Source organism: Paenibacillus rubinfantis (genome assembly GCF_001486505.1).
Taxonomy (GTDB): domain Bacteria; phylum Bacillota; class Bacilli; order Paenibacillales; family Paenibacillaceae; genus Fontibacillus; species Fontibacillus rubinfantis.
Genome location: NZ_LN909062.1, coordinates 1 through 21,607, shown reverse-complemented (window position 1 = coordinate 21,607; position 21,607 = coordinate 1). Strand labels below are relative to the sequence as shown.

Below are 21,607 nucleotides of genomic sequence, written 5' to 3'. Positions count from 1 at the left end.
TAAAGCATATCCTTCCGAACTTAGGACGGGCATTCCGGCATTGCCGGGAGCGCTCGATACCATTCGGAAGCGGGGGATAACGATGGAACAAACTCCCTATATGCTGCGTGATCTACCTACCGAAGAGCGGCCAAGGGAACGAATGATCAAATACGGAGCCAGCGCGCTCAGTCAGGCCGAACTGTTGGCTATTCTGCTGCGTACGGGTACGCGCCAGGAATCGGCGGTCCATGTGGCACAGCGGCTGCTGACCGACGTTGGCGGACTCCGCGGCCTGGTGGATGTCAGTCTGGAGGAAATGACCCGGCTAAAGGGCATCGGTCCAGCCAAAGCGATTCAACTAAAGGCGGGGATCGAATTGGGTCAGCGTTTAGCCAAGACGCGGCTGCCGGAGCAAGGCACGATCCGCAGTCCGCAGGATGCAGCCGACTTGCTGATGGAGCAGATGCGCTATTTGCAGAAAGAGCATTTTGTTTGTCTTTTTTTGAATACGAAAAATCATATCATTGCTCAGGAGACGCTTTCCATCGGAAGCCTGAACGCTTCGATCGTACATCCGCGCGAGGTGTTCCGCGCCGCGATCAAATGCAGCAGCGCTTCCGTCGTATGCGCCCACAATCATCCCAGCGGCGATCCCAGCCCCAGTCCGGAGGATATCCGGATGACGCGGCGGCTGTGCGAGGCGGGGGAAATCGTAGGCATCGACGTGCTTGATCACATCGTGATCGGCGATGGGAAATTCGTCAGTTTGAAGGAGCGGGGTTTGATGTAACCGCGCGTGTTCTAATAGATGAAACGGCTTGGGTTGGATGAAGCCAGGGGCTGAGTAGCGGAGCGTAGACAGATCTACGTGAGCAACGGAAGACCCGGCTGAATGCAAGATTCGCCGTTGCGAATGCTTCACTGATTAAACTTCGTGATCGGAAGATGACTTTTTGAACAACCTCTAATATAATGGGTTAGATACAGAAGGAAAGGAAGAAGCAGCATGTTGGGTGGCTTTACGAAAGACTTGGGTATTGATTTAGGGACGGCAAATACGCTGGTATATACAAGAGGCAAGGGCATTATCGTCCGCGAGCCTTCGGTAGTAGCGATTCATACCGATACAAAGAACATTGTGGCCGTCGGTGAATCTGCCAAGAAGATGATTGGCAGAACCCCCGGCAACATTCGGGCGATCCGTCCAATGAAGGACGGCGTAATCGCCGATTTCGATACAACAGCAACGATGATTAAATATTTTATCAGCCAGGCACAGAAGCAGCGTTCGCTGTTCCAACGCCATCCGAACGTGATGGTTTGTGTTCCGTCCGGCATCACAGCTGTTGAGCAGCGGGCTGTAGAAGACGCGACGAAGCAAGCCGGTGCGCGTGAAGCTTATACGATCGAGGAGCCTTTCGCTGCGGCGATCGGTGCGGATTTGCCGGTATGGGAACCAACCGGCAGCATGGTCGTGGATATCGGCGGCGGGACGACGGAAGTTGCGGTGATCTCCCTTGGCGGGATCGTCACCAGCAAATCCGTCCGCGTCGCGGGCGATGAAATGGATGAAGCGATCATCCAATACATCAAACGCCAATACAATCTAATGATCGGCGAAAGAACCTCCGAGCAGCTCAAAATGGATATCGGTTCGGCGCTTGCGCTCGAGAAGGTCGAAACGATGGAAATTCGCGGACGTGATCTCGTGACGGGGCTGCCAAAGACGATTACGATCACCTCCGACGAAATTTCCGATGCGTTGAGCGATACGGTAGGTGCAATTGTTGACGCCGTGAAGGTCACCTTGGAGAAATGTCCGCCGGAATTGGCCGCGGACATTATGGACCGGGGCATCGTGTTGACCGGCGGCGGCGCACTGCTGCGCAACTTGGATAAATTGCTGGCCAGCGAAACCGGCATGCCGGTCATCGTAGCGGAGAACCCGCTGGATTGCGTGGCGATCGGCACGGGCCGCGCCTTGGATAATATCCATTTATTCAAATCGAAAAGTAGTTCAGCCCTTCGTTCCAAACGATAAATTCGCGTGGAAGAAGGCACCCCTGATATTAAAGCGGCGCCGTCCTGAAATGGACGGCCTATGCCGTTTTTCCAAGAAATTATGTATGGTTGGAGGGTGCGAAAACTGTTTAAGCTGCTTGGCAACAAAAGATTATTTATTTTGTTGATGGGACTTATTTTGTTTATTGCGGTGATGGGGTTTACGCTAGGACCAAGAACGAACTTGTCCTGGCCGGAGAAATTCGTCAAGGACACGGTTGGCTTCGTGCAATACGTGTTTTACAAGCCCGCTAGCTATGTAGCGGGCTTGTTTGAAGATATTTCGAACTTGCGTGCGTTGCAGGAGGAGAACGAACAACTCAAGATTGCTTTGGCTCACTATACACGCGACAAAGCAACGTATAACTGGATCGAGCAGGAAAATAAGCGATTGAAGGATGAACTTGACTTTACTGAGGCCCAGAAGAGAATGTATGACTACACCTGGAAGATTGCCCAGGTGATCAGTATCAACGACGATCCCGTCAATCGTACGATCGTTCTCAACCTTGGGGCCAGGGAAGGCGTTAAGGAGGGAATGGCCGTCTCGTCCGAGAAAGGATTGGTTGGCGTAATCAGTCATGTGAGTAACTTTACATCCACGGTTCGTCTCGCCACTTCGATGGATGCGAAAGACCCGAACTCCAACGGCATTGCCGTTACGGCGCAGGGGAAAGAGAACGATGTCTTCGGCATGATCGAAACGTTTGATCGGGAGCAGGACAAGTTCCTCATGACGCGCATCGAAGACGCCACTCCGCTGAAGGAAGGAGATGTCATCGTTTCCTCCGGGATCGGCGGCGTATTTCCGCGCGGGATGGTGATCGGGACTGTGAAGGACATTCAGGTAGGGGAATATGGACTGACGTATACCGCTACGGTGGAACCCGCCGCAAATTTCACAGACTGGAAGGAACTGTTTATCGTGTTTACGCCGGAAGGTGATGGCGAGTGAACAAGCGGAAGCTGATAATATACTTGCTGCTGTTCCTTTTGTTTATCCTGGAGGGCACTCTGGTCCCTTGGCTGGTCCCGTCGGCCTGGCAGTCACGGATAGCCCCGCACCTGGTTTACGTAGTGATCCTTTATTTTTCCGTTTATGAGAACCGGCATACGGGACTGATCCTTGGCCTGGTATTTGGGATGCTGCATGATATCGTTTTTTACGGCGCGCTGATCGGGGCATACTCCTTCGCCATGGGGCTGTCCGGCTATCTGCTGGGACTCTTGTCTCGCAACCAGCGGGCTCCTCTGCCTCTGATGATGATTGTCGTGTTGTTGGGCGGATTGTTGCTGGATTCAATCCTGTTCGGCACGTATTCGCTGTTTGAACTGATTCACCAGCCGTATACGTGGGCGCTGAAAAACCACATCATCCCGAACGTATTTGTGCAATTCGTGTTCGCTTTAGCGATTTACGTACCGCTCCGGCGGCAGCTCGAAATCATCACCCGCAGACGCTCTCCTGAGGAGAACGCTTGACTTCCCGCTTATTTTGCTTGCCGGAAGCAGGAACTTTTCCGCTTCGGCGCGAATTGATTAGGGGGGAGGGACAGGCTAATGACAGTAAAATCCAACCACGTGACGATTAAAGGCGTAAAAGATGGCCTGGTTTTCCTGCTGGACGACAAATGCGATTTTTCGAGTCTTCTGGAGGAACTGAAATATAAATTAGAGTTTAGCCATCAACATATTCTGACCGGGCCGATCATCCACGTCGATGTGAAGCTGGGGATGCGACTCGTCACCGAAGATCAGAAGGAAATGATTCTTGATATATTGAAGCAAAAAGGCAATCTGCTTGTCCGCTCCTTCGAGATGCCGGAAATCGTCCGTGCGGATGCACCGGATGCTTTAACGACGATGGCGGGTATCGTCCGCTCCGGACAGGTACTGCATCATGAGGGGAACCTGTTGTTTATCGGTGACGTGAACCCCGGGGGTACGATTCGCTGTACCGGTGACATTCTGATACTTGGTGCGCTGCGGGGCATGGCCCATGCAGGGTTCGAGGGCAATGAGGAATCGATTATCGCGGCTTCGTACCTGTCCCCGACGCAGCTTCGGATCGCGGAGACGATCAGCCGGCCTCCGGATGAGTGGGAGAACCGGGAGACAAGCATGGAGTTCGCCTTTCTGCGGGAAGGAAAGATGCAGATTGACAAAATTATCAATATGACCCGGGTGAGACCGGACCTTAACGTGTTTAAAGGGGTGTGAATCATGGGACAAGCTATCGTAATTACGTCCGGTAAAGGTGGGGTTGGCAAAACGACTACCTCGGCCAATATCGGAACGGCGCTTGCGCTGCTGGGGAAAAAAGTCTGCTTGGTGGATACGGATATCGGTTTGCGGAATTTGGACGTGGTTATGGGACTCGAGAATCGGATCATTTATGATTTGATCGACGTGGCCGAAGGTCGCTGCCGCTTGAATCAAGCGCTGGTGAAGGATAAGCGGTTCGATGAGCTTTATATGCTGCCGGCTGCGCAAACGAAAGACAAAAACGCCATTTCACCGGAACAGGTCAAGGATATCATTTTGGAGCTGAAGAAGGAGTTCGAATTTGTGATTATCGACTGCCCGGCCGGGATCGAGCAAGGCTTCAAGAACGCGATTGCCGGTGCGGACCAAGCGATTGTCGTCACCACACCGGAGCATGCCGCGGTGCGTGACGCGGATCGCATCATCGGTCTCTTGGAGAACTCGCATATCGCTTCGCCAAAGCTGGTCGTCAACCGGATCAAGATCAATATGATGAAAGCCGGGGACATGCTGGATATCGAAGGGATTTTGCAAGTCTTGAATATTGACTTGATCGGGATCGTCCCGGACGATGAGTTGGTCATTAAAGCCGCCAACAGCGGCGAACCGACGGTCATGAATCCGGAATCCTCGGCAGCTATCGCTTACCGCAACATCGCGCGGCGGATCCTGGGTGACACCGTGCCGCTGATGCTGCTGGATCAGAAGAAGGGCGTATTTACGCGCTTCAAGAAGTTTTTTGGAATGGGTGGATAACCGTTGTTTTTCAAATTAAGAAAAGTGGACTGGCTGATGGTAGGGATACTCGCTTTGTTTATGGTGTTTAGTACCCTCCTGGTGCGCAGTGCCATCGCGCCTTACGAAACGGAGTTTCACAACTACGATCTCAAGACGATCATTTTTTATATATTGGGATTTGTGGTCGTGTTCAGTATGGCCTTGGTGGATTACCGTACGCTGCTTCGATATAGCTGGTATGTCTACGGGGCGGGCTGTGTGCTGCTGGTGCTCGTCTATCTGTTTGCTCCAGAGATTAACGGGGCGCGCAGTTGGTTCAAGATCGCGGGGCTGCAATTTCAGCCGGCCGAACTGGTTAAGGTCATTCTCATCCTGACGACGGGGTATTTATTAGGCAAAAGAATGGGGCAACCGCTTCAATTCCGGCGCGACATTATTCCGATCACATTGGTGACGCTGCTGCCGTTTGTTTTGGTGCTGATTCAGCCGGACTTGGGAAATGCCATCATTTATCTGGTGGTGCTGGTGGGCATGCTGTGGATCGGCAATGCCAGATACAGCCACGTCTTGATCGCGTTGACCGCCGCTGTGGCGGCATTGATCCTGTTTGTTACGCTCTTTAACGCTTATAATACGCAGATTCAGGACTATTTGGAGAAGCACCAGAAGCTTCACTGGTATCAACGGATCAATACATTTATAAACCCGGATCAAGCGTCAAGCGACGATCGCCACCAATCGAACTACGCCAAGATCGCTATCGGCTCCGGGGGACTGCTCGGCGACGGTTACATGAAAGGCGACTTAAAGAACAAGAAATTCGTTCCGTATCCGTATTCGGACTCCATCTTTGTTGTCGTTGGCGAGGAGTTTGGGTTCATCGGGGCTTCGGTGCTATTGCTACTCTACTTCTTGTTTATTTATCGAATGATCCTAATTGCCCTGCATTGCATCGATAAACGGGGGGCCTACATCATCGTTGGAATCGTGGCGATGTTCCTGTTCCAGATCTTCGAGAACGTGGGGATGATGATCGGCCTGATGCCGATCACCGGGATTACACTGCCGTTTATCAGCTACGGGGGAACCTCGCTTTTGATCAATATGTTATGTATCGGACTGGTGTTCAGCATTATGCTGCATCAGGAGAAATATAAGGTGGAATAGCACAAACCGGTGCCGGAGGCATCGGTTTTTTTGTTTGTTGGGCCCGCGATCCACGCAATAGAGGTAAAAAATCACCTTATTCTCGCGATATCAAAGGATTGAGATGAAATAAGGTGATTTTTTACTCTTATTCGCGAGAGAACCAGGCCGTTTGGGGAGAAATCGCACAGATAAGACCAATAATTACCGCTATTTTGTAGGCTTGTAGGTGAACGGGCGCAAATAAGAACATAAAATACCTCTATTTACTTCTCAGCTCTTTAGCGGTTAGAGGGAATAGCCCGTGACGGAGCAAGGCTTGTTCATAATCCCTCCCCTCGGCTCATAAGTATAATGTACGAGCCCTGCCTAAAGGATAAGCAGCGGCAGAAACGGATGACGGATGTAACCGACACGAACCGTGGAACGGAGCGGAGGGATGAGAACATGGACGTGAAAACAAATGTCAAGAAACGGAGAGCAGAGCGGATACGCCAGTTGACGATGGAAGACGCTGTGGGGCCGCTGCCGCCCGAGCAGAGCTGGGGGTCCGCGCCGGGACGGGTAGCTGCGCCTCCAAGAGAGAAGCCTTGGCCCGTCAAGGCAGAGCATGAAGACGTGACCGACCCGGATCCCGAATTGTTATGGAAACGCGGGCAAGGCCGTTGGCAGGATCCCTACGGGAGTGCTTACGGAAGCCGCACCGAGGATCCCATTGTTCCCGGTTCGGGGAAACGGTCGACCTTTTGGACTGCAATGTTCATGCGGTTGGTAATCAGCGCCCTTGTGTTTGCAGCGGTCTGGGGCATGAATCGGGTGGAACCGTCCTGGGCGACGCCGGTCCGTGCGTTTATCGCCAAATCGCTTACCGTGGAAATGGATTATCAAGCGGTTCAAGCCTGGTACGAGCGTTATTTCGGCGGGGCGCCGTCGTTTATTCCGATATTCAAAACCAATGAGGATCGCGGGTTGCGGGTAGGTGCCGCCGCCGGATTCACGCCGCCGATCTCCGGCAGTCTGGCCAGCCCTTTCGCCTTGAGCTTGAAAGGCGTCGAAATGATCCCCGACACCGGCAGTGCACAGGTGAAAGCTATCGAGACCGGTCGGGTGCTTCGCGTTGCCCGGGATGCCGTGACCGGACAGACGGTAACGGTGCAGCACGCCGGAGGTTACGTTTCGGTGTATGGTCATTTGGAGCAGATCTCCGTTGAAAAAGGGGACTGGCTGGAAGGAGGCGATGTTCTGGGCAGCCTTCCGCCGCGTACGCAGTCGCCATTGCCGACGCTCTATTTTGCGATCCAAAAAGATGACCGGTATATCGATCCGGCGGATGTGATTCCATTTGATTAAATGGCGCGGCATCGCGATCTCTTTTCACCCTTTATTCGTCATGGTCATGCTGATGTCGGTGCTAACTGGTCACTTTCTGGAGCTGCTTGCTTTATTTGCGATCGTGTTTGTGCATGAGATGGGCCATGTGGTTGCCGCCCGCATGTACGGCATTAAGGTATTGTCCGTCCAAATGCTGCCCTTTGGAGGCGTGGCGGTTATGGAGGATGCAGGGGATATCACGGCCGGCCGGGAGATGGCCATCGCTTTGGCGGGGCCGCTGCAAAATCTGTTATTGATCGGCGCCTCCTTGCTGCTTCATGCCGCCGGATTGTGGGACGGGCCGTTTTTAAACTATTTTATCCAAAGCAATCTGCTGATCGCCTTGTTTAACCTGCTGCCCATCCTGCCTTTGGACGGAGGGAAAATCTCGCAGGCCATCTGCAGCCTGGCCCTGCCATACTACGCTACGCTGATCTGGTCCTACCGCATCAGCCTGCTGTTCAGCGCCTTGCTGCTGGCGTACTCCTTCCTTCCATTGCTGCTCGGTTTGGGAGGGATGCAGCTGAATCTATTGATGATCGGCCTTTTTTTGCTCTATTCCAATCTGACGGATTATCGTAATATCCCGTATCGATTTTTGCGTTTCCTGGTGAACCGGGATCGCAGCTTCTCCAGGCATCTGATGACCGGGACGTTGGCCCAGCCGATCGTAGCCGAGAAAACGAAACCTTTGGATCACATTTTGCGTCTATTTAAGAGAGAAAAATACCATTTCGTTTATGTGATGAACCACCAAGGGAACATCGTGGCGGTCGTGCCGGAACAGCGAGTGATTTCCTCATTCTTACAGGGGAGTTCCGGGGCTTGATGCGCAGAAGTCGTGATATAATGGTACGGGCATGTTACTTGATAATGCGAGTTCATGATCAATGGATGACGAACGTATGAAGGGTGAGATCATGAAAAGGATGATTGTTCACTGCGGACCCGGCTCTACAGAGATCGCGCTTTTGGAAAACGGCAAACTGGTGGAGTATGCGGCAGAGCGTTCTCAACATCGAGGACTGGTTGGCAGTTTCATTAAAGGTAAAGTGGTCAATGTCGTTCCGGGCATGCAGGCCGCTTTTGTGGATATCGGTCAAAAAAAGAATGCGTTTCTTTATATCGATGACGTGCTGCACCCTCATTTGGAAAAGCAGCCGAAGCAGAAGCCGTCGATCACGGAGCTTCTGAAGCATGGCCAAGAGCTGGTTGTGCAGGTTGTAAAGGAAGCGATCGGCAATAAAGGCGCACGGGTGACCACCCACTACTCCTTGCCGGGACGCTGGATCGTTTATATGCCGACGGCCGGTTATGTTGCCGTTTCCAAGAAGATCGGGCGCGAAGAGGAGAAAAACCGTCTCAAACAGCTGGGCGAGGAGCTGCGCAGTGAAGAGGAAGGGTTGATTCTGCGTACGGTTGCCGAGGAAGAAGACGGAGAGGCGATCGGTGAAGACCTCGCGCAGCTGCGGAAGCAGTGGAACGCTATTCTGGAGAAAGCCAAACATGCAGCGGCCCCGGTCTTGCTGCACCAGGATTTAAGCATGATCCAGCGCTTGATGCGCGACGTGTACAGCCCGGAAACGGACGAGCTGATTATGGATTGTCCGGAGCAAGCCGAGGAGGCGCTTGCCTTCCTGCAGGCGATGCTGCCGGGGGAGAAGCCGCGCATCATTGTATATGACGGCGCTGCGCCATTATTCGATTATTATGAGGTGAAGCCGCAGCTGGAGAAGGATTTTCAGCGGAAAATCTGGTTGCCGGGGGGCGGTTATCTGGTGTGGGACACCACCGAGGCATTGACCGTCATCGATGTGAATACCGGCAAGTTTACCGGGGGAGACAGCCTGGAGGACACGGTGTTCCGCACCAATCTGGAGGCTGCGCAGGAGATGGCTCGGCTGATCCGGCTGCGGGACACCGGCGGCATCATCATCGTGGATTTTATCGATATGGACCGGGACGAGCATCGGTCGGCCGTTTGCGAACGGCTGGAGCAGGCGCTTTCCGGCGACCGCACGCAGCATCATATTTTAGGCTGGACGAAGCTTGGTTTACTGGAAATGACGCGAAAAAGAATGCGGGAAGAGAATACGGTAATTAGTTGATTTTTTTAGGGGCACATGATAGTATATTAGGGTATGTGTCATGAGTGAGCTTGTGCACATGCTGCAACCGCTCCGATCGGGTTGACAAGTCCGCTGGATTTTACCGTCTAACGGCACCTGAATCAGGCGAGTCTGAGACATGAGGAGGTGCAAGCAAATGTACGCAATTATCGAAACCGGTGGTAAACAATACCGTGTTCAAGAAGGCGATGTGCTTTACATCGAGAAATTGAACGCAGAAGACGGTGCAAGCGTAACGTTCGACCGTGTATTGGCAGTATCCAAAGGTGAAGGATTGGTAACGGGAGCTCCATTGGTATCCGGCGCTAGTGTAACGGCGAAAGTCGAAAAACACGGCAAAGGCCAAAAAGTGATCGTTTACAAATACAAACCGAAAAAGAACTACCACAAGAAGCAAGGTCATCGTCAACCTTACACGAAAGTAACGATCGAGAAAATCCAAGCGTAAGAAGGTGCGGTAATTTGATTATCGTGTCCATATTGCGCCGGAAGGATAACGGCATCGCAGGCTTTGAAGTGGAAGGCCATGCCGGCTACGCTAAAGCCGGAGAGGACATCGTTTGTGCAGGCGTATCGGCCGTGACCGTAGGAACGGTGAATTCGATCGAGACGTTGACAGGCATTGTGATGGACTCCAGGATGAAGAACGGCTTTCTCAGCGCGAATCTTCCTGCAACGGTCCAGACGGAAGCTGGAGAACAAGCGCAATTGCTGCTTGCCTCGCTAGTCGTTATGCTAAAGAGTATCGAAGAATCATACGGGAAGTATATTCAGATACAGGACGTCATTATTTGAAGAAGGAGGTAGACTACAATGTTGAAATTGGATCTCCAGTTATTCGCTTCCAAGAAGGGCGTAGGCTCTACGAAGAACGGACGCGACAGCATCGCGAAACGCCTTGGCGTGAAACGTGCTGACGGTCAAGTGGTAACGGGCGGAAGCATTCTCGTTCGTCAACGCGGAACGAAAATCCACCCAGGCACGAACGTAGGCATCGGTTCGGACGATACGCTGTTCGCGAAAGTTGACGGCGTTGTGAAATTCGAACGTTGGGGTCGCGATCGCAAAAAAGTGAGCGTCTACCCTGTGGAAACCGCTCCTGTAGCGGCTACAGTCGAAGCTTAAGGACATAGAAGCAGAAGCCCTGGCACGTTGGTGTCGGGGCTTTACTTTTTTTACATACATAACGAGAGCGAACTTGGTTGAGGTATGTTATACTGGGTAGTGATGCCAGGGTGGGAATTTAGTTCCGCCCAATTTGTTAGAGGAACGGGGAAAATATGAAACATCGGTTCATGGTGAGGGCGATGTTCGTGCTGCTGACGGCCGTTAGCCTGACACTTGCTTATTTCCTGAAATCGCCGATCGGACAGGTTCTTCTGTGCGGGGCTCTTTTCGTGTTGTTTTGGCTTTATGTTCGGCATCTACGGAAAACGGCCGAAATCGAGCGGAAACATTTGCTGGAGTCGGTCCAACGAACGGCCTCAGCCACATTAGGTCATCATCGCCACGATTGGATGAACGACCTGCAGATTTTATACGGGTATATCCAGCTTCGGAAAATTGATAAACTAGCCGATTGCGTGGAAAGAATAAAAGGACGAATGGCCGTGGAGAGCAAAATCGCTAGGCTTGGCATTCCGGCTTTGGTCTTCTATTTGCAATCGTTTCGTGAGATGAACGGTTCGGTACAGCTCGAGGTTGATATTGAGGACGAACTGCAGCTGGACAGTTTGCTGACCGTGGATGAAGCGGAAGAGTTAACGGATGCCATCGTGGAAACGGTGCGCATATTTCAGTTTAGCGGCCGCTCTTCTTGGGGAGAGACGCTGCAGCTGAAAATGTCCATCTACCGCGAAGGCGGCGAGGTGATGGTTCGATTCGATCAGGTTGGCACAGCAGGGAATCCGGAAGCCCTGGCCCGTCATATCGGTGAGGGAATGACTGGAATACGGGTAAAGGCTGACCGAAGCGGTGCGGAGAATGGTTCGTTACGACTTCGGGTCCCTTGCGGAAAATTAAATGAGGTGAACGCATGTTTGTAGATAAAGCGAAAATTTATGTCAAAGGGGGCGACGGCGGCGACGGGCTCGTGGCTTTTCGCCGGGAGAAATACGTGCCCGAGGGCGGACCAGCCGGCGGTGACGGCGGCAAAGGCGGCGACGTGATCTTTCGCGTCGACGAAGGCCTAAGAACGCTGATGGATTTTCGTTATCAGCGGCATTTCAAAGCGCAGCGCGGGGAGAAAGGGCGGAACAAGAGCCAGCATGGGGCAAATGCGGAGAACATGATCGTACGGGTTCCCCCGGGAACGGTCGTCATCGACGATGATAGCCAAGAGGTGCTAGCCGATTTGACGCGCCATGGGCAGCAGGTTGTTGTAGCCCGCGGCGGACGGGGCGGACGCGGGAATATTCGATTCGCCACGCCGAATAACCCGGCTCCCGAACTGGCGGAGCATGGCGAAGAGGGCGAAGAGCGCTGGGTTGTGCTCGAGCTGAAGGTGATGGCCGATGTCGGACTGGTTGGGTTCCCGAGCGTTGGAAAATCAACGTTGCTGTCGGTTGTATCGGCAGCGAAGCCGAAAATCGGTGCCTATCATTTCACTACGATTACCCCCAATCTCGGGGTTGTTGAAGTGGGCGACGGACGCAGCTTCGTCATGGCGGATTTGCCAGGTCTGATCGAAGGTGCCCATGAAGGCGTTGGCCTGGGGCATGAGTTCCTGCGCCACGTAGAGCGGACGCGGTTAATTGTCCATGTCGTGGACATGGCTGGTTCGGAGGGACGCGACCCGTTTGAGGATTGGCAGAAGATTAATGACGAGCTGCGCCAATACAACGCGGATTTGGAGAAACGTCCGCAAATCGTAGCAGCCAACAAGATGGATATGCCCGAAGCGGCGGAGCATCTGACGAAATTCCGCGAAGAAGTCACCAAGGTGCGCGGGGATCTAGAAATACTGCCGATCTCCTCGCTGACCCGCCAGGGCATTCAGGAGCTGTTGTACCGCGTGTCCGACTTGCTGGAACAAATTCCGGAGGCGCCGGCCATTGAGGAAGTCACTGAGCTGGCGGAACGCAAAATATATAAATTGGACAAAACGGAAGACGAGGGCTTTACGATCCGCCGCGAGAACGAAACGTTTGTGGTGGAGAGCGTGAAGATCGAACGGATGATGAAACGGATGCAGCTGAATTCCCATGACGCGATCCTCAAGCTAGCCCGCACCCTGCGGCATATGGGGGTTGACGATGAATTGCGCAAACGCGGAGCGAAGGACGGGACCCCGGTTCGCATCGGCGACTTTGAGTTTGAATTCGTCGAGGGAAGCAGTTATTACTATTAATGGAAAAGAGCACCTTCGAGGTGCTTTTTTTACTATCGGACGGGACAAAAAAGCATTGCCACTCCCTCGGATTTCCGTTATAATGTCCACTATACGAAAACAATAGTCTCTAAGGAGAGGACGTTCGTGAAAGAGCACTATTACTTGGTACGTGAGGATATTTTGCCTGAGGCGGTGGTCAAGACTTTGCAGGTGAAGCAATTGCTGGCCTCCGGCGACGCAAAAACGGTGCATGAGGCTGTAGCTCAGGTGGGATTAAGCCGCAGCGCTTTTTATAAATATAAAGATGGCATTCATCAATTAAATCAAATCGAACGGGAGAGCATCGTCACCATCTCCTTTGACCTGGAGCACCGGTCGGGGATCTTGTCGAAGGTGCTTGCACTGATCGCAGGTTCCGGCGGCAACGTATTGACGATAAACCAAAGTATCCCGCTTCAAGGCAAAGCCAATGTTGTGATTTCCGTGGAAACCTCGCGGTTAACCGAGGAGCTGGATGAGATGCTGAATTCGCTGCAAAGCATCCCGGGGGTACGAAGAACACAGATTGTTGGGCAAGGATAAAAGAAGAGCCAAACGGGAACACCCGGATTTGGATAACGGGAGGGGACGGCTGTGAAGCCTGTGAAAGTAGGACTGCTTGGACTCGGCACGGTGGGAACCGGCGTTGTCCGCATCTTGGAAGGACATCAGGAGGATCTCAGCAGTCAGGTGGGTTCGCCAATCATCATTGAGAAAATCGCCGTTAAAAGCTTGGAGAAAACGCGAAATATCGAAGTGGATCCGCGAAAGCTGACGGAGGACCCTTGGTCAGTCATCCGCGACCCGGAGATCGATGTTATCGTGGAAGTGATGGGCGGCGTTGATCAGACCAAAGCTTATGTTCTGGAGGCGTTGGAACGCGGCAAGCATATTGTGACCGCAAACAAGGATTTGATGGCCCTGTGCGGCTCGGAGATTCTGGCCAAAGCGCTGGAGCATCAATGCGACGTATTTTACGAGGCCAGCGTAGCCGGCGGTATTCCGATCATCCGCACGTTAATTGAAGGTTTCTCTTCGGATCGGATCATGAAGATTATGGGGATCGTCAACGGGACGACCAATTATATCTTGAGCAAAATGAGTCAGGAAGGCGCCTCTTACGAGGATGTGCTGAAGGAAGCGCAGCAGCTTGGATACGCGGAGTCGGATCCGACCTCCGATGTGGAGGGGCTGGACGCGGCCCGGAAGATGGCCATTCTCGGCACGTTGGGCTTCCGTACGAATGTAGAGCTTGGAGATGTACATGTTCGAGGGATATCTTCGGTGTCGAAGGAGGATATTTTATATGCTAAGCGCCTGGGTTACGAGATGAAGCTGCTTGGCATCGCCGAACGGCAAGACGATGAGTTCAGCATTACGGTACAGCCAACGATGGTGAAGAAAACCCATCCGATCGCCGCCGTTAACGGCGTATACAATGCGGTTTACGTTTACGGAGAAGCGGTGGGCGAAACGATGTTTTATGGCGCGGGTGCGGGCGAAATGCCGACAGCGACCTCCGTGGTCGCCGACCTCGTTGCCGTCGTTAAGAACCTGAAGCTTGGCGTTAACGGCTTGAAGGCGATTGTCCCGTATAAACCGAAGAAGCTGAAAACGGACGATCAAATTGCCTACAAAAACTTCCTGCTGCTCCACGTCGACGATAAAGCCGGTGTCCTGGCGCAGATCACCCAGGTGTTCGCCGAATACGAGGTGAGTCTGGAGTCGGTCGTCCAATCGCCGAATACGAATTTGGACGGCGCGGAGATCATGATCGTGACGCATAACGCCAGCAAGGCGAGTATGAATAAGGTTCTGGCTCATTTTGAATCGCTGGATGTCATTCATCGCATCAAAAGCGTGTATCGCGTAGAGGGATAACCATACTAATCAGATAAAGGAGTTCTTTTTACATGAGATATCTCGGATTGCTGGAAACGTACAAGGAATATTTGCCGGTGAACGACAAGACGCCAAAGCTAACTTTACAGGAAGGGAATACCCCGCTGGTACGCGCAGAGAATCTGTCGAAGGAGCTGGGGCTTGACCTTTATTTTAAATATGAAGGGTTAAATCCTACCGGCTCGTTTAAGGACCGGGGGATGGTCATGGCTGTGGCCAAAGCGGTGGAGGAAGGCAGCCGGACGATTATGTGCGCTTCCACGGGGAATACCTCGGCAGCGGCAGCGGCATATGCCGCCCGGTTGGGAATCGACTGCATCGTACTGATCCCAAACAATAACATCGCCCTTGGCAAGCTGGCTCAAGCGATGATCTACGGCGCGAAAGTGATCGCAATCGAAGGGAACTTTGACCGGGCGCTTGAAATCGTCCGCGACATTACCGCCAAGCATCCGATTACGCTGGTGAATTCCGTAAATCCATATCGGATCGAAGGGCAGAAGACCGCGGCATTCGAGGTATGCGACCAACTGGGCAAAGCGCCGGACGTGCTGGCGATTCCGGTTGGCAATGCGGGGAATATCTCGGCCTATTGGAAAGGCTTTAAGGAATATCATGAGCGCGGGAAATCGTCTTCCCTGCCGCGGATGGTTGGTTTTGAAGCGGAAGGTGCGATGGCGATTGTTAAAGGCGAGCCGATTCGGGAGCCGGAGACGATTGCGACCGCGATCCGAATCGGGAATCCGGCCAGCTGGAAGACGGCCGTCGCCGCAGCGGAGGAATCCGGCGGTCAGATCAACTACGTTACGGACGATGAAATCCTTGATGCGTACCGTACGATCGCCGCCAAGGAAGGGATCTTCGCGGAGCCGGCTTCAGCGGCTTCCATCGCCGGCGTCTATAAATTACATCGGGAAGGTTATTTCAAGGGCGGCGAGACGGTGGTCTGCGTGCTGACCGGGCATGGTTTGAAGGACCCGAACATCGCGATCAAGAGCATTGGCGCCGAACCGCTGGTCGTACAGGACACGGAGGAAGCGGTGCTGGAAGCGATCGCCAAGCTGCAAGGAGCGCGGGCATGATTCGCCGGGAAGGCGTCCGGGTCAAGGTACCGGCAAGCACGGCGAATTTGGGTCCTGGCTTCGATACGCTGGGCATGGCGCTAAATCTTTATTCCTGGATTGAAATGAAACCGGCTGATTCCACGGTTTTCCGCCTGCATGGCGGGAACCTGGAAGGGCTGCCGACCGATAAAAGCAATCTGGTGTATCAAGTCGCGCAATCGGTGTTCGCGGAAGCCGGCGTGACCTTGCCGGAACTGGACATCTCGATGAAATCGGACATCCCGCTCACCCGCGGGCTTGGCAGCAGCGCTTCGGCGATCGTCGGGGCGCTGTTTGCCGCCAACCTGCTGATCGGCGAGCCTTTGAGCCAAGCCAAGCTGTTCGACATGGCCACCGCCTTGGAGAAGCATCCCGACAACGTGGGCGCTTCTCTGTTCGGCGGGATTATCACTGCCACCTGGGACGGGGCGCACGCCGACGTTCTACGCATCGAGCCTCCGGCTGAATTGGAGGTGCTCGTGGCTATCCCTGATTTTCAGCTGTCCACGTCCAAAGCGCGGGAGGCGCTGCCGAAGCAGATCAGCCTGCAGGACGCGGTGTATAACGTCAGCCGTACTTCGCTGCTCATCGCGGCGTTATCCGCCGGTCGGCTAGACTTGATCCCGAACGCCATGCGCGATCGGCTGCATCAGCCCTACCGGGCTTCGCTCGTGCCGGGCATGGCTCGGATCCTCGAGGAAGCAACGGCCCATGGCGCGTTGGGCGCCGCCTTGAGCGGGGCCGGCCCGACGCTGCTCTGCCTGACGGATCGCCGCCAGGGAATGGACGATCAGTTGGAAGCGTTCCTGTTGGAGGTGCTTGGCGAACAAGGCATCACCGCGCGAACGATGCGGCTGAAACCTTGCACATTAGGGGCCGTGGAGCTTACTATGGAGAGTGAAGGTTCATTTTTGGATTATATTCAGGCTTAAGGCTCACGGGCCGTGTAGTCCTTATTCACCACCTATATGAGGGGAAGTCAGGAGATGAAACGAATAGCATTGCTGCCGGAAGGTTCCGTATCTCATGAAGCGGCGCTGCATCTGTTTGGTGAGGAGCCGGTGGAGATGCTCCACTTCAAACAGATTTCCGACGTATTCTTGGCCACGGCCAGCGGCCACAGCGATTACAGCGTCATCCCGATGGAGAATACGATTGAAGGCTCCGTCAGCCTCCATATGGATTGGTTGATCCATGAGGTGGATATTCCGATGCAGATCGAATGGGTGTACCCTTCCGTGCAGAATTTGATCGGCAAGCGGGAGGAGTTTCTATCGGCGGAACAACCCGGCGAAATCGATTACGCCAAAGTAACGAAGGTGTTGTCCCATCCGGTTGCGATGGCCCAATGCCTGCAATTTATCCGCGAGCGGATGCCTAAGGCGGAACTGGAGCATGCCGGAAGCACCTCGGAAGCGGTGGAATTAGTGAAGAAAAATCCGGGACAAGGCTGGACCGCAATCGGTACGGCGCTGGGAGCCCAACGCCATGGACTGGATGTCTTGGCCCGACAAGTGACGGACCACGACAACAACTATACCCGGTTCGTTCTGATTGGCCCCCAGCCGTTGAAACCGGCGATCCCTGCCGTCCAGAATAAAACCAGCCTGCTGGTGACGTTGCCGGAGGATTTTCCTGGGGCCTTGCATCAGGTATTGTCCGCATTTGCGTGGCGTAAACTGAATTTGTCGCGTATTGAGTCGCGCCCAACCAAGAAGCGGCTTGGCAGTTACTATTTTATTATGGATGTGCTTGAATCGTTTGACGCCGTACTGCTTACCTCGGCAATTGGAGAAATTGAAGCGTTAGGCTGTCAAGTACGCGTGCTGGGCAGTTATCCCAGCTTATCGTTTGGAGAACAAAAAGCGGAGGTGCCAAAATAATGGCAGAACAATGGATTTATTTAGATGGACAATTCGTAACCAAGGATCAAGCAAAGGTTTCCGTATATGACCACGGTTTTTTGTACGGGGACGGCATTTTTGAGGGCATCCGCATCTATAACGGGAATATTTTCAAATGTAAAGAGCATCTAGACCGACTATATGATTCGGCTAAATCGATTATGCTGGAAATTCCGCTGTCGTATCAGGAAATGGAAGACGCGCTAGTTGAGACGCTACGCCGCAATGAGTTGCGCAACGGTTATATCCGTCTGGTGGTTTCTCGCGGCCCCGGTAACCTCGGCCTTGATCCGAACCGCTGCCCGAAAGCCTCGGTCATCATTATCGTAGAGCAGCTCGCGATCTATTCGGAAGAAGCCTACAAAACCGGGCTGAAAACCGTTTCCGTTTCGACGCGCCGCAATATTCCGGACGCCTTGAATCCGAAAATCAAATCACTGAACTATTTGAACAACATTTTGGTGAAAATTCAGTCGAACTTGTCCGGTGCGGGGGAAGCGATCATGCTGAACGCCCAAGGGTATGTGACCGAGGGTTCGGGCGACAATATTTTCATCGTTAAAAACGGGATGATCACCACTCCGCCATGTTACTTGGGGGCGCTGGACGGCATTACCCGCCAAGCGATCATTGAAATTTGCCGCAAAAAAGGCTACAGCATCCAAGAGCAGCCGTTTACGCTGCATGATGTTTACGTTGCGGATGAAGTGTTCCTGACGGGGACGGCTGCCGAGGTTATCGCTGTGCGCGAGGTCGACGGCCGGATAATCGGTGAGGGGCATGCCGGCCCGATTACGTTGAAGCTGCTGGAGGAATTCCGCGCGATCGTCGATCAGGACGGATTAAAGGTTTGGTAAACTTCGGCGGGGCCGACAAGAATCCTATTTTCCTTGACTTACGAGGGAGATAGGATTTTTTCTTTTCCAGGATGTCAAAAACCGGGCTCCTGCATAGGATGTAATAAATGGGCCCCGGGCGATCATCACGTACCGGAGAAGAAACCTAGGAGGTCTTTATCGCGTGAAAATCCATATTGTGAAAAAAGGCGATACTTTGTTTGAGCTCTCAAAAAAGTATAACGTGCCTCTGGAGAAATTGAAGGAGGCCAACCCGCAGATCACGAACCCGGATCAGTTAAACATCGGCGACAAGGTGAAGATTCCGGCCGTAGCCGTGCCGATCGGCGGTGAATCGGGCAATGTTTACAAGCACGTTGTGAAGCAGGGGGACACGTTGTGGAAACTGTCCAAAGCATGGGGGTTACCTTTGCAAACCCTGATCGCCGCGAACCCCCAACTGAGCGATCCGAACCAGTTAAAAGTAGGGGATATTGTGAATATTCCTACGGGTTCGGCAGCGCCGATGCCTTCCGGCGGGGCTAACAACCCGTCAGGGGCGAACACGGGATTGATGCCTGCGCAAACCGGCAAGAAAAACACAGCTCCCATTGCAGGGGCGGGAACGAAAGCTCCAACCGGTGTCAAACCGGAAATGGCGGCACCTAAGCCAGCGAAGGTGGAGCCGCCGAAGGTAGAGCCGATCAAAACGGAGAAACCGAAGGAAGAACCTGCGAAGGTAGAGCCGGTTAAGGTAGAGCCGCCGAAGCAACAACCGGTGAACGTGATGCCGCCAAAACAACAACCGGTGCATGTAGAGCCGCCTAAGGCGGTACCGATGGAAATTAAAGTGGAAGTGGAACAAATTCAGTATGAAACCACCAAGCTCCAACCGATTCACTACGAACCGCAAAAGCATCATGAACCAGTCAAGACTCAACCTTATCCATATGAACCGATGAATATCGCACCCGTAAATTACGGTCCGTTGAATGTTAGCCCGTATAACCAGGTACCGATGAAAGGCGAACCTATGGGAGTCAGCCCCTATAGCTATGAGCCGATGAAAGGTGAACCTGCGGGAGTTAGCCCCTATAGCTATGAGCCGATGAAGGGGGAACCTACGGGAGTTAGCCCCTATAGCTATGAGCCGATGAAAGGCGAACCTATGGGAGTCAGCCCCTATAGCTATGAACCGATGAAAGGTGAACCTGCGGGAGTCAGCCCCTATGGCTATGAACAGATGAAAGGTGAACCTGCGGGAGTCAGCCCCTATGGCTATGAGCCGATGAAAGGTGAACCTACGGGAGTTAGCCCCTATAGCTATGAGCCGATGAAAGGTGAACCTACGGGAGTCAGCCCCTATAGCTATGAGCCGATGAAAGGTGAACCTACGGGAGTTAGCCCTTATAGCTATGAGCCGATGAAAGGTGAACCTACGGGAGTCAGCCCTTACGCTTCTATGCCCAATATACAGCCAAACCAGTACATGCATCCTTCCTATCCTAGCCATCTTATGCCGCAGGCTTTTCCGGTTCAACCGTCTCCAAGTATCCTTCCAGCCATGGGTTACGCCCCGTCGCCTTGCGGATGCTCGGGAACGTCCCCATACCCTTATGCGGCCCCAGAAGCTTATCCTCCTTTCTATCAATATCCGATTGCGGCTGAACCCGTATCTGCTTATAATTACGACAATTCTTCAATGCCAACCCAGCCAACGGCGTTGTCGCCGACGGAAGGGGGATATCCGGGGATATCAAATGCTAACGCTCCTGCCTCTCTTATGCCTGACTTGGCTGGGATAAGTCCGTATGGAAATCAGGCTCCAAATTCAGGGATTGCGCCATATGGGGCATTTCCGCAAGCCGTATCCCCCGAATCGTACGGCAACGCTTTTAATCCTCAAGCGATGGACTGGGGACATCATCCTGGATATATGCCTTGCTACGGCCCGCCGGTTCCAGGCTATCCTGCATCGGTATTGCCTGCCGCCTATGCCGTTCCGCCGATGCATGGATACCCCATGGCTTACCCTGAAGCCAACAACATGGCCCCGCTTGCTAATGAACCATTAAAAGGCGAAGTCGGAGGCATCGAGAATATGAAGGGGCATTTCGGCCGGGAGTCGCAGGCTTCCTTATCCGGTGATGGAGCCGAAGATCTAGGGCAAAAAAAAACGGAATCCAAATCTAAAACCCAAGCTTCCTCCAAAAAGAACGTAAAAATATCGGGCAGCCCAGATTCGCAAGCAAACTCGAAAAAGCAAAGCAAATCCGGCGTCGGGACGGACGCCAAAAAAACGCGCCCACGTACCGGCAATTCAAGTGGGCGACGGAATCCATGGATCAACGCGTAACCGTTATGCGGAGCGGGGGGAGGTAGATCCCCCTGCTCTGATTTTTTGATAGCCTCCAAACATTTTTCTTGTGGAATGACTTGAGCCTATTCACTGAATGTGGTATATTAAATGTCCCCGAAAATTACTAGGTCATCTAACATAGGGGAGGCAATTGAGAGAAACGAGTGGACAAACACTTGGAACAAAATGTTTAATAAAAAAGTGCTTGCTATTCAGATCTCAATATGTTATATTATTTAAGTCGCCGCTGAAACGCAGCGATGAACGAAAGAACGAAGTTGATCTTTGAAAACTGAACAACGAGTGAGTAATAAATGAGATTTTAAATCTCGTCAGTTTTGAAATGAGCAAGTCAAACACTTTATTGGAGAGTTTGATCCTGGCTCAGGACGAACGCTGGCGGCGTGCCTAATACATGCAAGTCGAGCGGAGTTAATCGGG

The 21,607-nt window shown here is 53.0% G+C and carries 22 protein-coding genes, 1 rRNA gene and 1 other annotated feature; all 23 genes read left to right on the top strand.

The window, feature by feature from the left end; genetic code table 11:
• The first annotated feature begins 82 nt into the window (after positions 1-82).
• Entirely contained in the window at positions 83-772 is a 690-nt protein-coding gene (radC, locus tag BN3277_RS03470) for a RadC family protein (RefSeq protein ID WP_059040916.1), read from the top strand.
• A 216-nt stretch (positions 773-988) separates the two neighbouring features.
• Positions 989-2,023 carry a rod shape-determining protein gene (locus BN3277_RS03465; RefSeq protein ID WP_059040915.1) on the top strand — a complete coding sequence of 345 codons (1,035 nt, stop codon included), beginning with the start codon at positions 989-991 and terminating at the stop codon, positions 2,021-2,023.
• A 96-nt stretch (positions 2,024-2,119) separates the two neighbouring features.
• Entirely contained in the window at positions 2,120-2,998 is an 879-nt protein-coding gene (gene mreC, locus BN3277_RS03460; RefSeq protein WP_059040914.1) for a rod shape-determining protein MreC, read from the top strand.
• A complete protein-coding gene (gene mreD, locus BN3277_RS03455; protein WP_059040913.1) occupies positions 2,995-3,525 on the top strand; it encodes a rod shape-determining protein MreD in 531 nt (176 codons plus the stop codon). Before mreC ends, mreD begins: the two co-directional genes overlap by 4 nt.
• Positions 3,526-3,603: 78 nt before the next feature.
• Positions 3,604-4,263, top strand: coding sequence for a septum site-determining protein MinC (gene minC, locus BN3277_RS03450; RefSeq protein WP_059040912.1), 660 nt, complete (start codon positions 3,604-3,606; stop codon positions 4,261-4,263).
• A gap of 3 nt (positions 4,264-4,266) precedes the next feature.
• Positions 4,267-5,064 (top strand): septum site-determining protein MinD, encoded by a 798-nt coding sequence (gene minD / locus BN3277_RS03445; RefSeq protein WP_059040911.1) that lies wholly within the window; start codon positions 4,267-4,269, stop codon positions 5,062-5,064.
• Positions 5,065-5,067: 3 nt separating this feature from the next.
• The gene (locus tag BN3277_RS03440; RefSeq protein WP_082691294.1) at positions 5,068-6,213 is read left to right on the top strand and encodes an FtsW/RodA/SpoVE family cell cycle protein; all 1,146 of its coding nucleotides are present in this window, start codon (positions 5,068-5,070) and stop codon (positions 6,211-6,213) included.
• Between the two features lie 426 nt (positions 6,214-6,639).
• A complete protein-coding gene (locus BN3277_RS03435; RefSeq protein ID WP_232436314.1) occupies positions 6,640-7,542 on the top strand; it encodes a M23 family metallopeptidase in 903 nt (300 codons plus the stop codon).
• Positions 7,535-8,392 carry a site-2 protease family protein gene (locus BN3277_RS03430; protein WP_059040909.1) on the top strand — a complete coding sequence of 286 codons (858 nt, stop codon included), beginning with the start codon at positions 7,535-7,537 and terminating at the stop codon, positions 8,390-8,392. Before BN3277_RS03435 ends, BN3277_RS03430 begins: the two co-directional genes overlap by 8 nt.
• 91 nt (positions 8,393-8,483) lie before the next feature.
• Positions 8,484-9,671, top strand: a complete 1,188-nt coding sequence (locus BN3277_RS03425) for an Rne/Rng family ribonuclease (RefSeq protein ID WP_059041175.1) — start codon at positions 8,484-8,486, stop codon at positions 9,669-9,671.
• Positions 9,672-9,726: 55 nt separating this feature from the next.
• Positions 9,727-9,815: a sequence feature (ribosomal protein L21 leader region), on the top strand.
• Positions 9,816-9,828: 13 nt separating this feature from the next.
• Positions 9,829-10,140, top strand: coding sequence for a 50S ribosomal protein L21 (rplU, locus tag BN3277_RS03420; RefSeq protein ID WP_059040908.1), 312 nt, complete (start codon positions 9,829-9,831; stop codon positions 10,138-10,140).
• 14 nt (positions 10,141-10,154) lie between these two features.
• Positions 10,155-10,487, top strand: coding sequence for a ribosomal-processing cysteine protease Prp (locus BN3277_RS03415; RefSeq protein ID WP_059040907.1), 333 nt, complete (start codon positions 10,155-10,157; stop codon positions 10,485-10,487).
• An 18-nt stretch (positions 10,488-10,505) separates the two neighbouring features.
• Positions 10,506-10,817, top strand: coding sequence for a 50S ribosomal protein L27 (rpmA, locus tag BN3277_RS03410; protein ID WP_036620517.1), 312 nt, complete (start codon positions 10,506-10,508; stop codon positions 10,815-10,817).
• Positions 10,818-10,972: 155 nt separating this feature from the next.
• On the top strand, positions 10,973-11,737 hold the full coding sequence (locus BN3277_RS03405) for a Spo0B domain-containing protein (protein WP_059040906.1): 765 nt from the start codon (positions 10,973-10,975) through the stop codon (positions 11,735-11,737).
• The gene (gene obgE, locus BN3277_RS03400) at positions 11,728-13,041 is read left to right on the top strand and encodes a GTPase ObgE (RefSeq protein WP_059040905.1); all 1,314 of its coding nucleotides are present in this window, start codon (positions 11,728-11,730) and stop codon (positions 13,039-13,041) included. Before BN3277_RS03405 ends, obgE begins: the two co-directional genes overlap by 10 nt.
• A 126-nt stretch (positions 13,042-13,167) precedes the next feature.
• Positions 13,168-13,605 (top strand): ACT domain-containing protein, encoded by a 438-nt coding sequence (locus BN3277_RS03395; RefSeq protein WP_059040904.1) that lies wholly within the window; start codon positions 13,168-13,170, stop codon positions 13,603-13,605.
• Positions 13,606-13,656: 51 nt separating this feature from the next.
• A complete protein-coding gene (locus tag BN3277_RS03390) occupies positions 13,657-14,943 on the top strand; it encodes a homoserine dehydrogenase (RefSeq protein ID WP_059040903.1) in 1,287 nt (428 codons plus the stop codon).
• 32 nt (positions 14,944-14,975) lie between these two features.
• Positions 14,976-16,046, top strand: coding sequence for a threonine synthase (gene thrC / locus BN3277_RS03385; RefSeq protein ID WP_059040902.1), 1,071 nt, complete (start codon positions 14,976-14,978; stop codon positions 16,044-16,046).
• Positions 16,043-16,999 (top strand): homoserine kinase, encoded by a 957-nt coding sequence (gene thrB / locus BN3277_RS03380; protein ID WP_059040901.1) that lies wholly within the window; start codon positions 16,043-16,045, stop codon positions 16,997-16,999. The genes thrC and thrB overlap by 4 nt, the downstream gene beginning before the upstream one ends.
• A 54-nt stretch (positions 17,000-17,053) precedes the next feature.
• Positions 17,054-17,950, top strand: a complete 897-nt coding sequence (gene pheA / locus BN3277_RS03375; protein ID WP_059040900.1) for a prephenate dehydratase — start codon at positions 17,054-17,056, stop codon at positions 17,948-17,950.
• Positions 17,950-18,828, top strand: coding sequence for a branched-chain-amino-acid transaminase (gene ilvE, locus BN3277_RS03370; RefSeq protein WP_059040899.1), 879 nt, complete (start codon positions 17,950-17,952; stop codon positions 18,826-18,828). The genes pheA and ilvE overlap by 1 nt, the downstream gene beginning before the upstream one ends.
• 163 nt (positions 18,829-18,991) lie before the next feature.
• Positions 18,992-21,163, top strand: coding sequence for a LysM peptidoglycan-binding domain-containing protein (locus BN3277_RS03365; protein WP_059040898.1), 2,172 nt, complete (start codon positions 18,992-18,994; stop codon positions 21,161-21,163).
• 364 nt (positions 21,164-21,527) lie between these two features.
• Positions 21,528-21,607: ribosomal RNA gene (locus tag BN3277_RS03360) — 16S ribosomal RNA — on the top strand; the annotation flags it as partial.

Bases quoted from the DNA above. Each gene is read 5' to 3' on its own strand.
- obgE (WP_059040905.1), top strand. From the start codon at position 11,728: ATGTTTGTAGATAAAGCGAAAATTTATGTCAAAGGGGGCGACGGCGGC.
- BN3277_RS03465 (WP_059040915.1), top strand. From the start codon at position 989: ATGTTGGGTGGCTTTACGAAAGACTTGGGTATTGATTTAGGGACGGCA.
- thrC (WP_059040902.1), top strand. From the start codon at position 14,976: ATGAGATATCTCGGATTGCTGGAAACGTACAAGGAATATTTGCCGGTG.
- BN3277_RS03435 (WP_232436314.1), top strand. From the start codon at position 6,640: ATGGACGTGAAAACAAATGTCAAGAAACGGAGAGCAGAGCGGATACGC.
- minD (WP_059040911.1), top strand. From the start codon at position 4,267: ATGGGACAAGCTATCGTAATTACGTCCGGTAAAGGTGGGGTTGGCAAA.
- rplU (WP_059040908.1), top strand. From the start codon at position 9,829: ATGTACGCAATTATCGAAACCGGTGGTAAACAATACCGTGTTCAAGAA.
- rpmA (WP_036620517.1), top strand. From the start codon at position 10,506: ATGTTGAAATTGGATCTCCAGTTATTCGCTTCCAAGAAGGGCGTAGGC.
- pheA (WP_059040900.1), top strand. From the start codon at position 17,054: ATGAAACGAATAGCATTGCTGCCGGAAGGTTCCGTATCTCATGAAGCG.
- BN3277_RS03425 (WP_059041175.1), top strand. From the start codon at position 8,484: ATGAAAAGGATGATTGTTCACTGCGGACCCGGCTCTACAGAGATCGCG.
- minC (WP_059040912.1), top strand. From the start codon at position 3,604: ATGACAGTAAAATCCAACCACGTGACGATTAAAGGCGTAAAAGATGGC.
- ilvE (WP_059040899.1), top strand. From the start codon at position 17,950: ATGGCAGAACAATGGATTTATTTAGATGGACAATTCGTAACCAAGGAT.
- BN3277_RS03405 (WP_059040906.1), top strand. From the start codon at position 10,973: ATGAAACATCGGTTCATGGTGAGGGCGATGTTCGTGCTGCTGACGGCC.
- thrB (WP_059040901.1), top strand. From the start codon at position 16,043: ATGATTCGCCGGGAAGGCGTCCGGGTCAAGGTACCGGCAAGCACGGCG.
- radC (WP_059040916.1), top strand. From the start codon at position 83: ATGGAACAAACTCCCTATATGCTGCGTGATCTACCTACCGAAGAGCGG.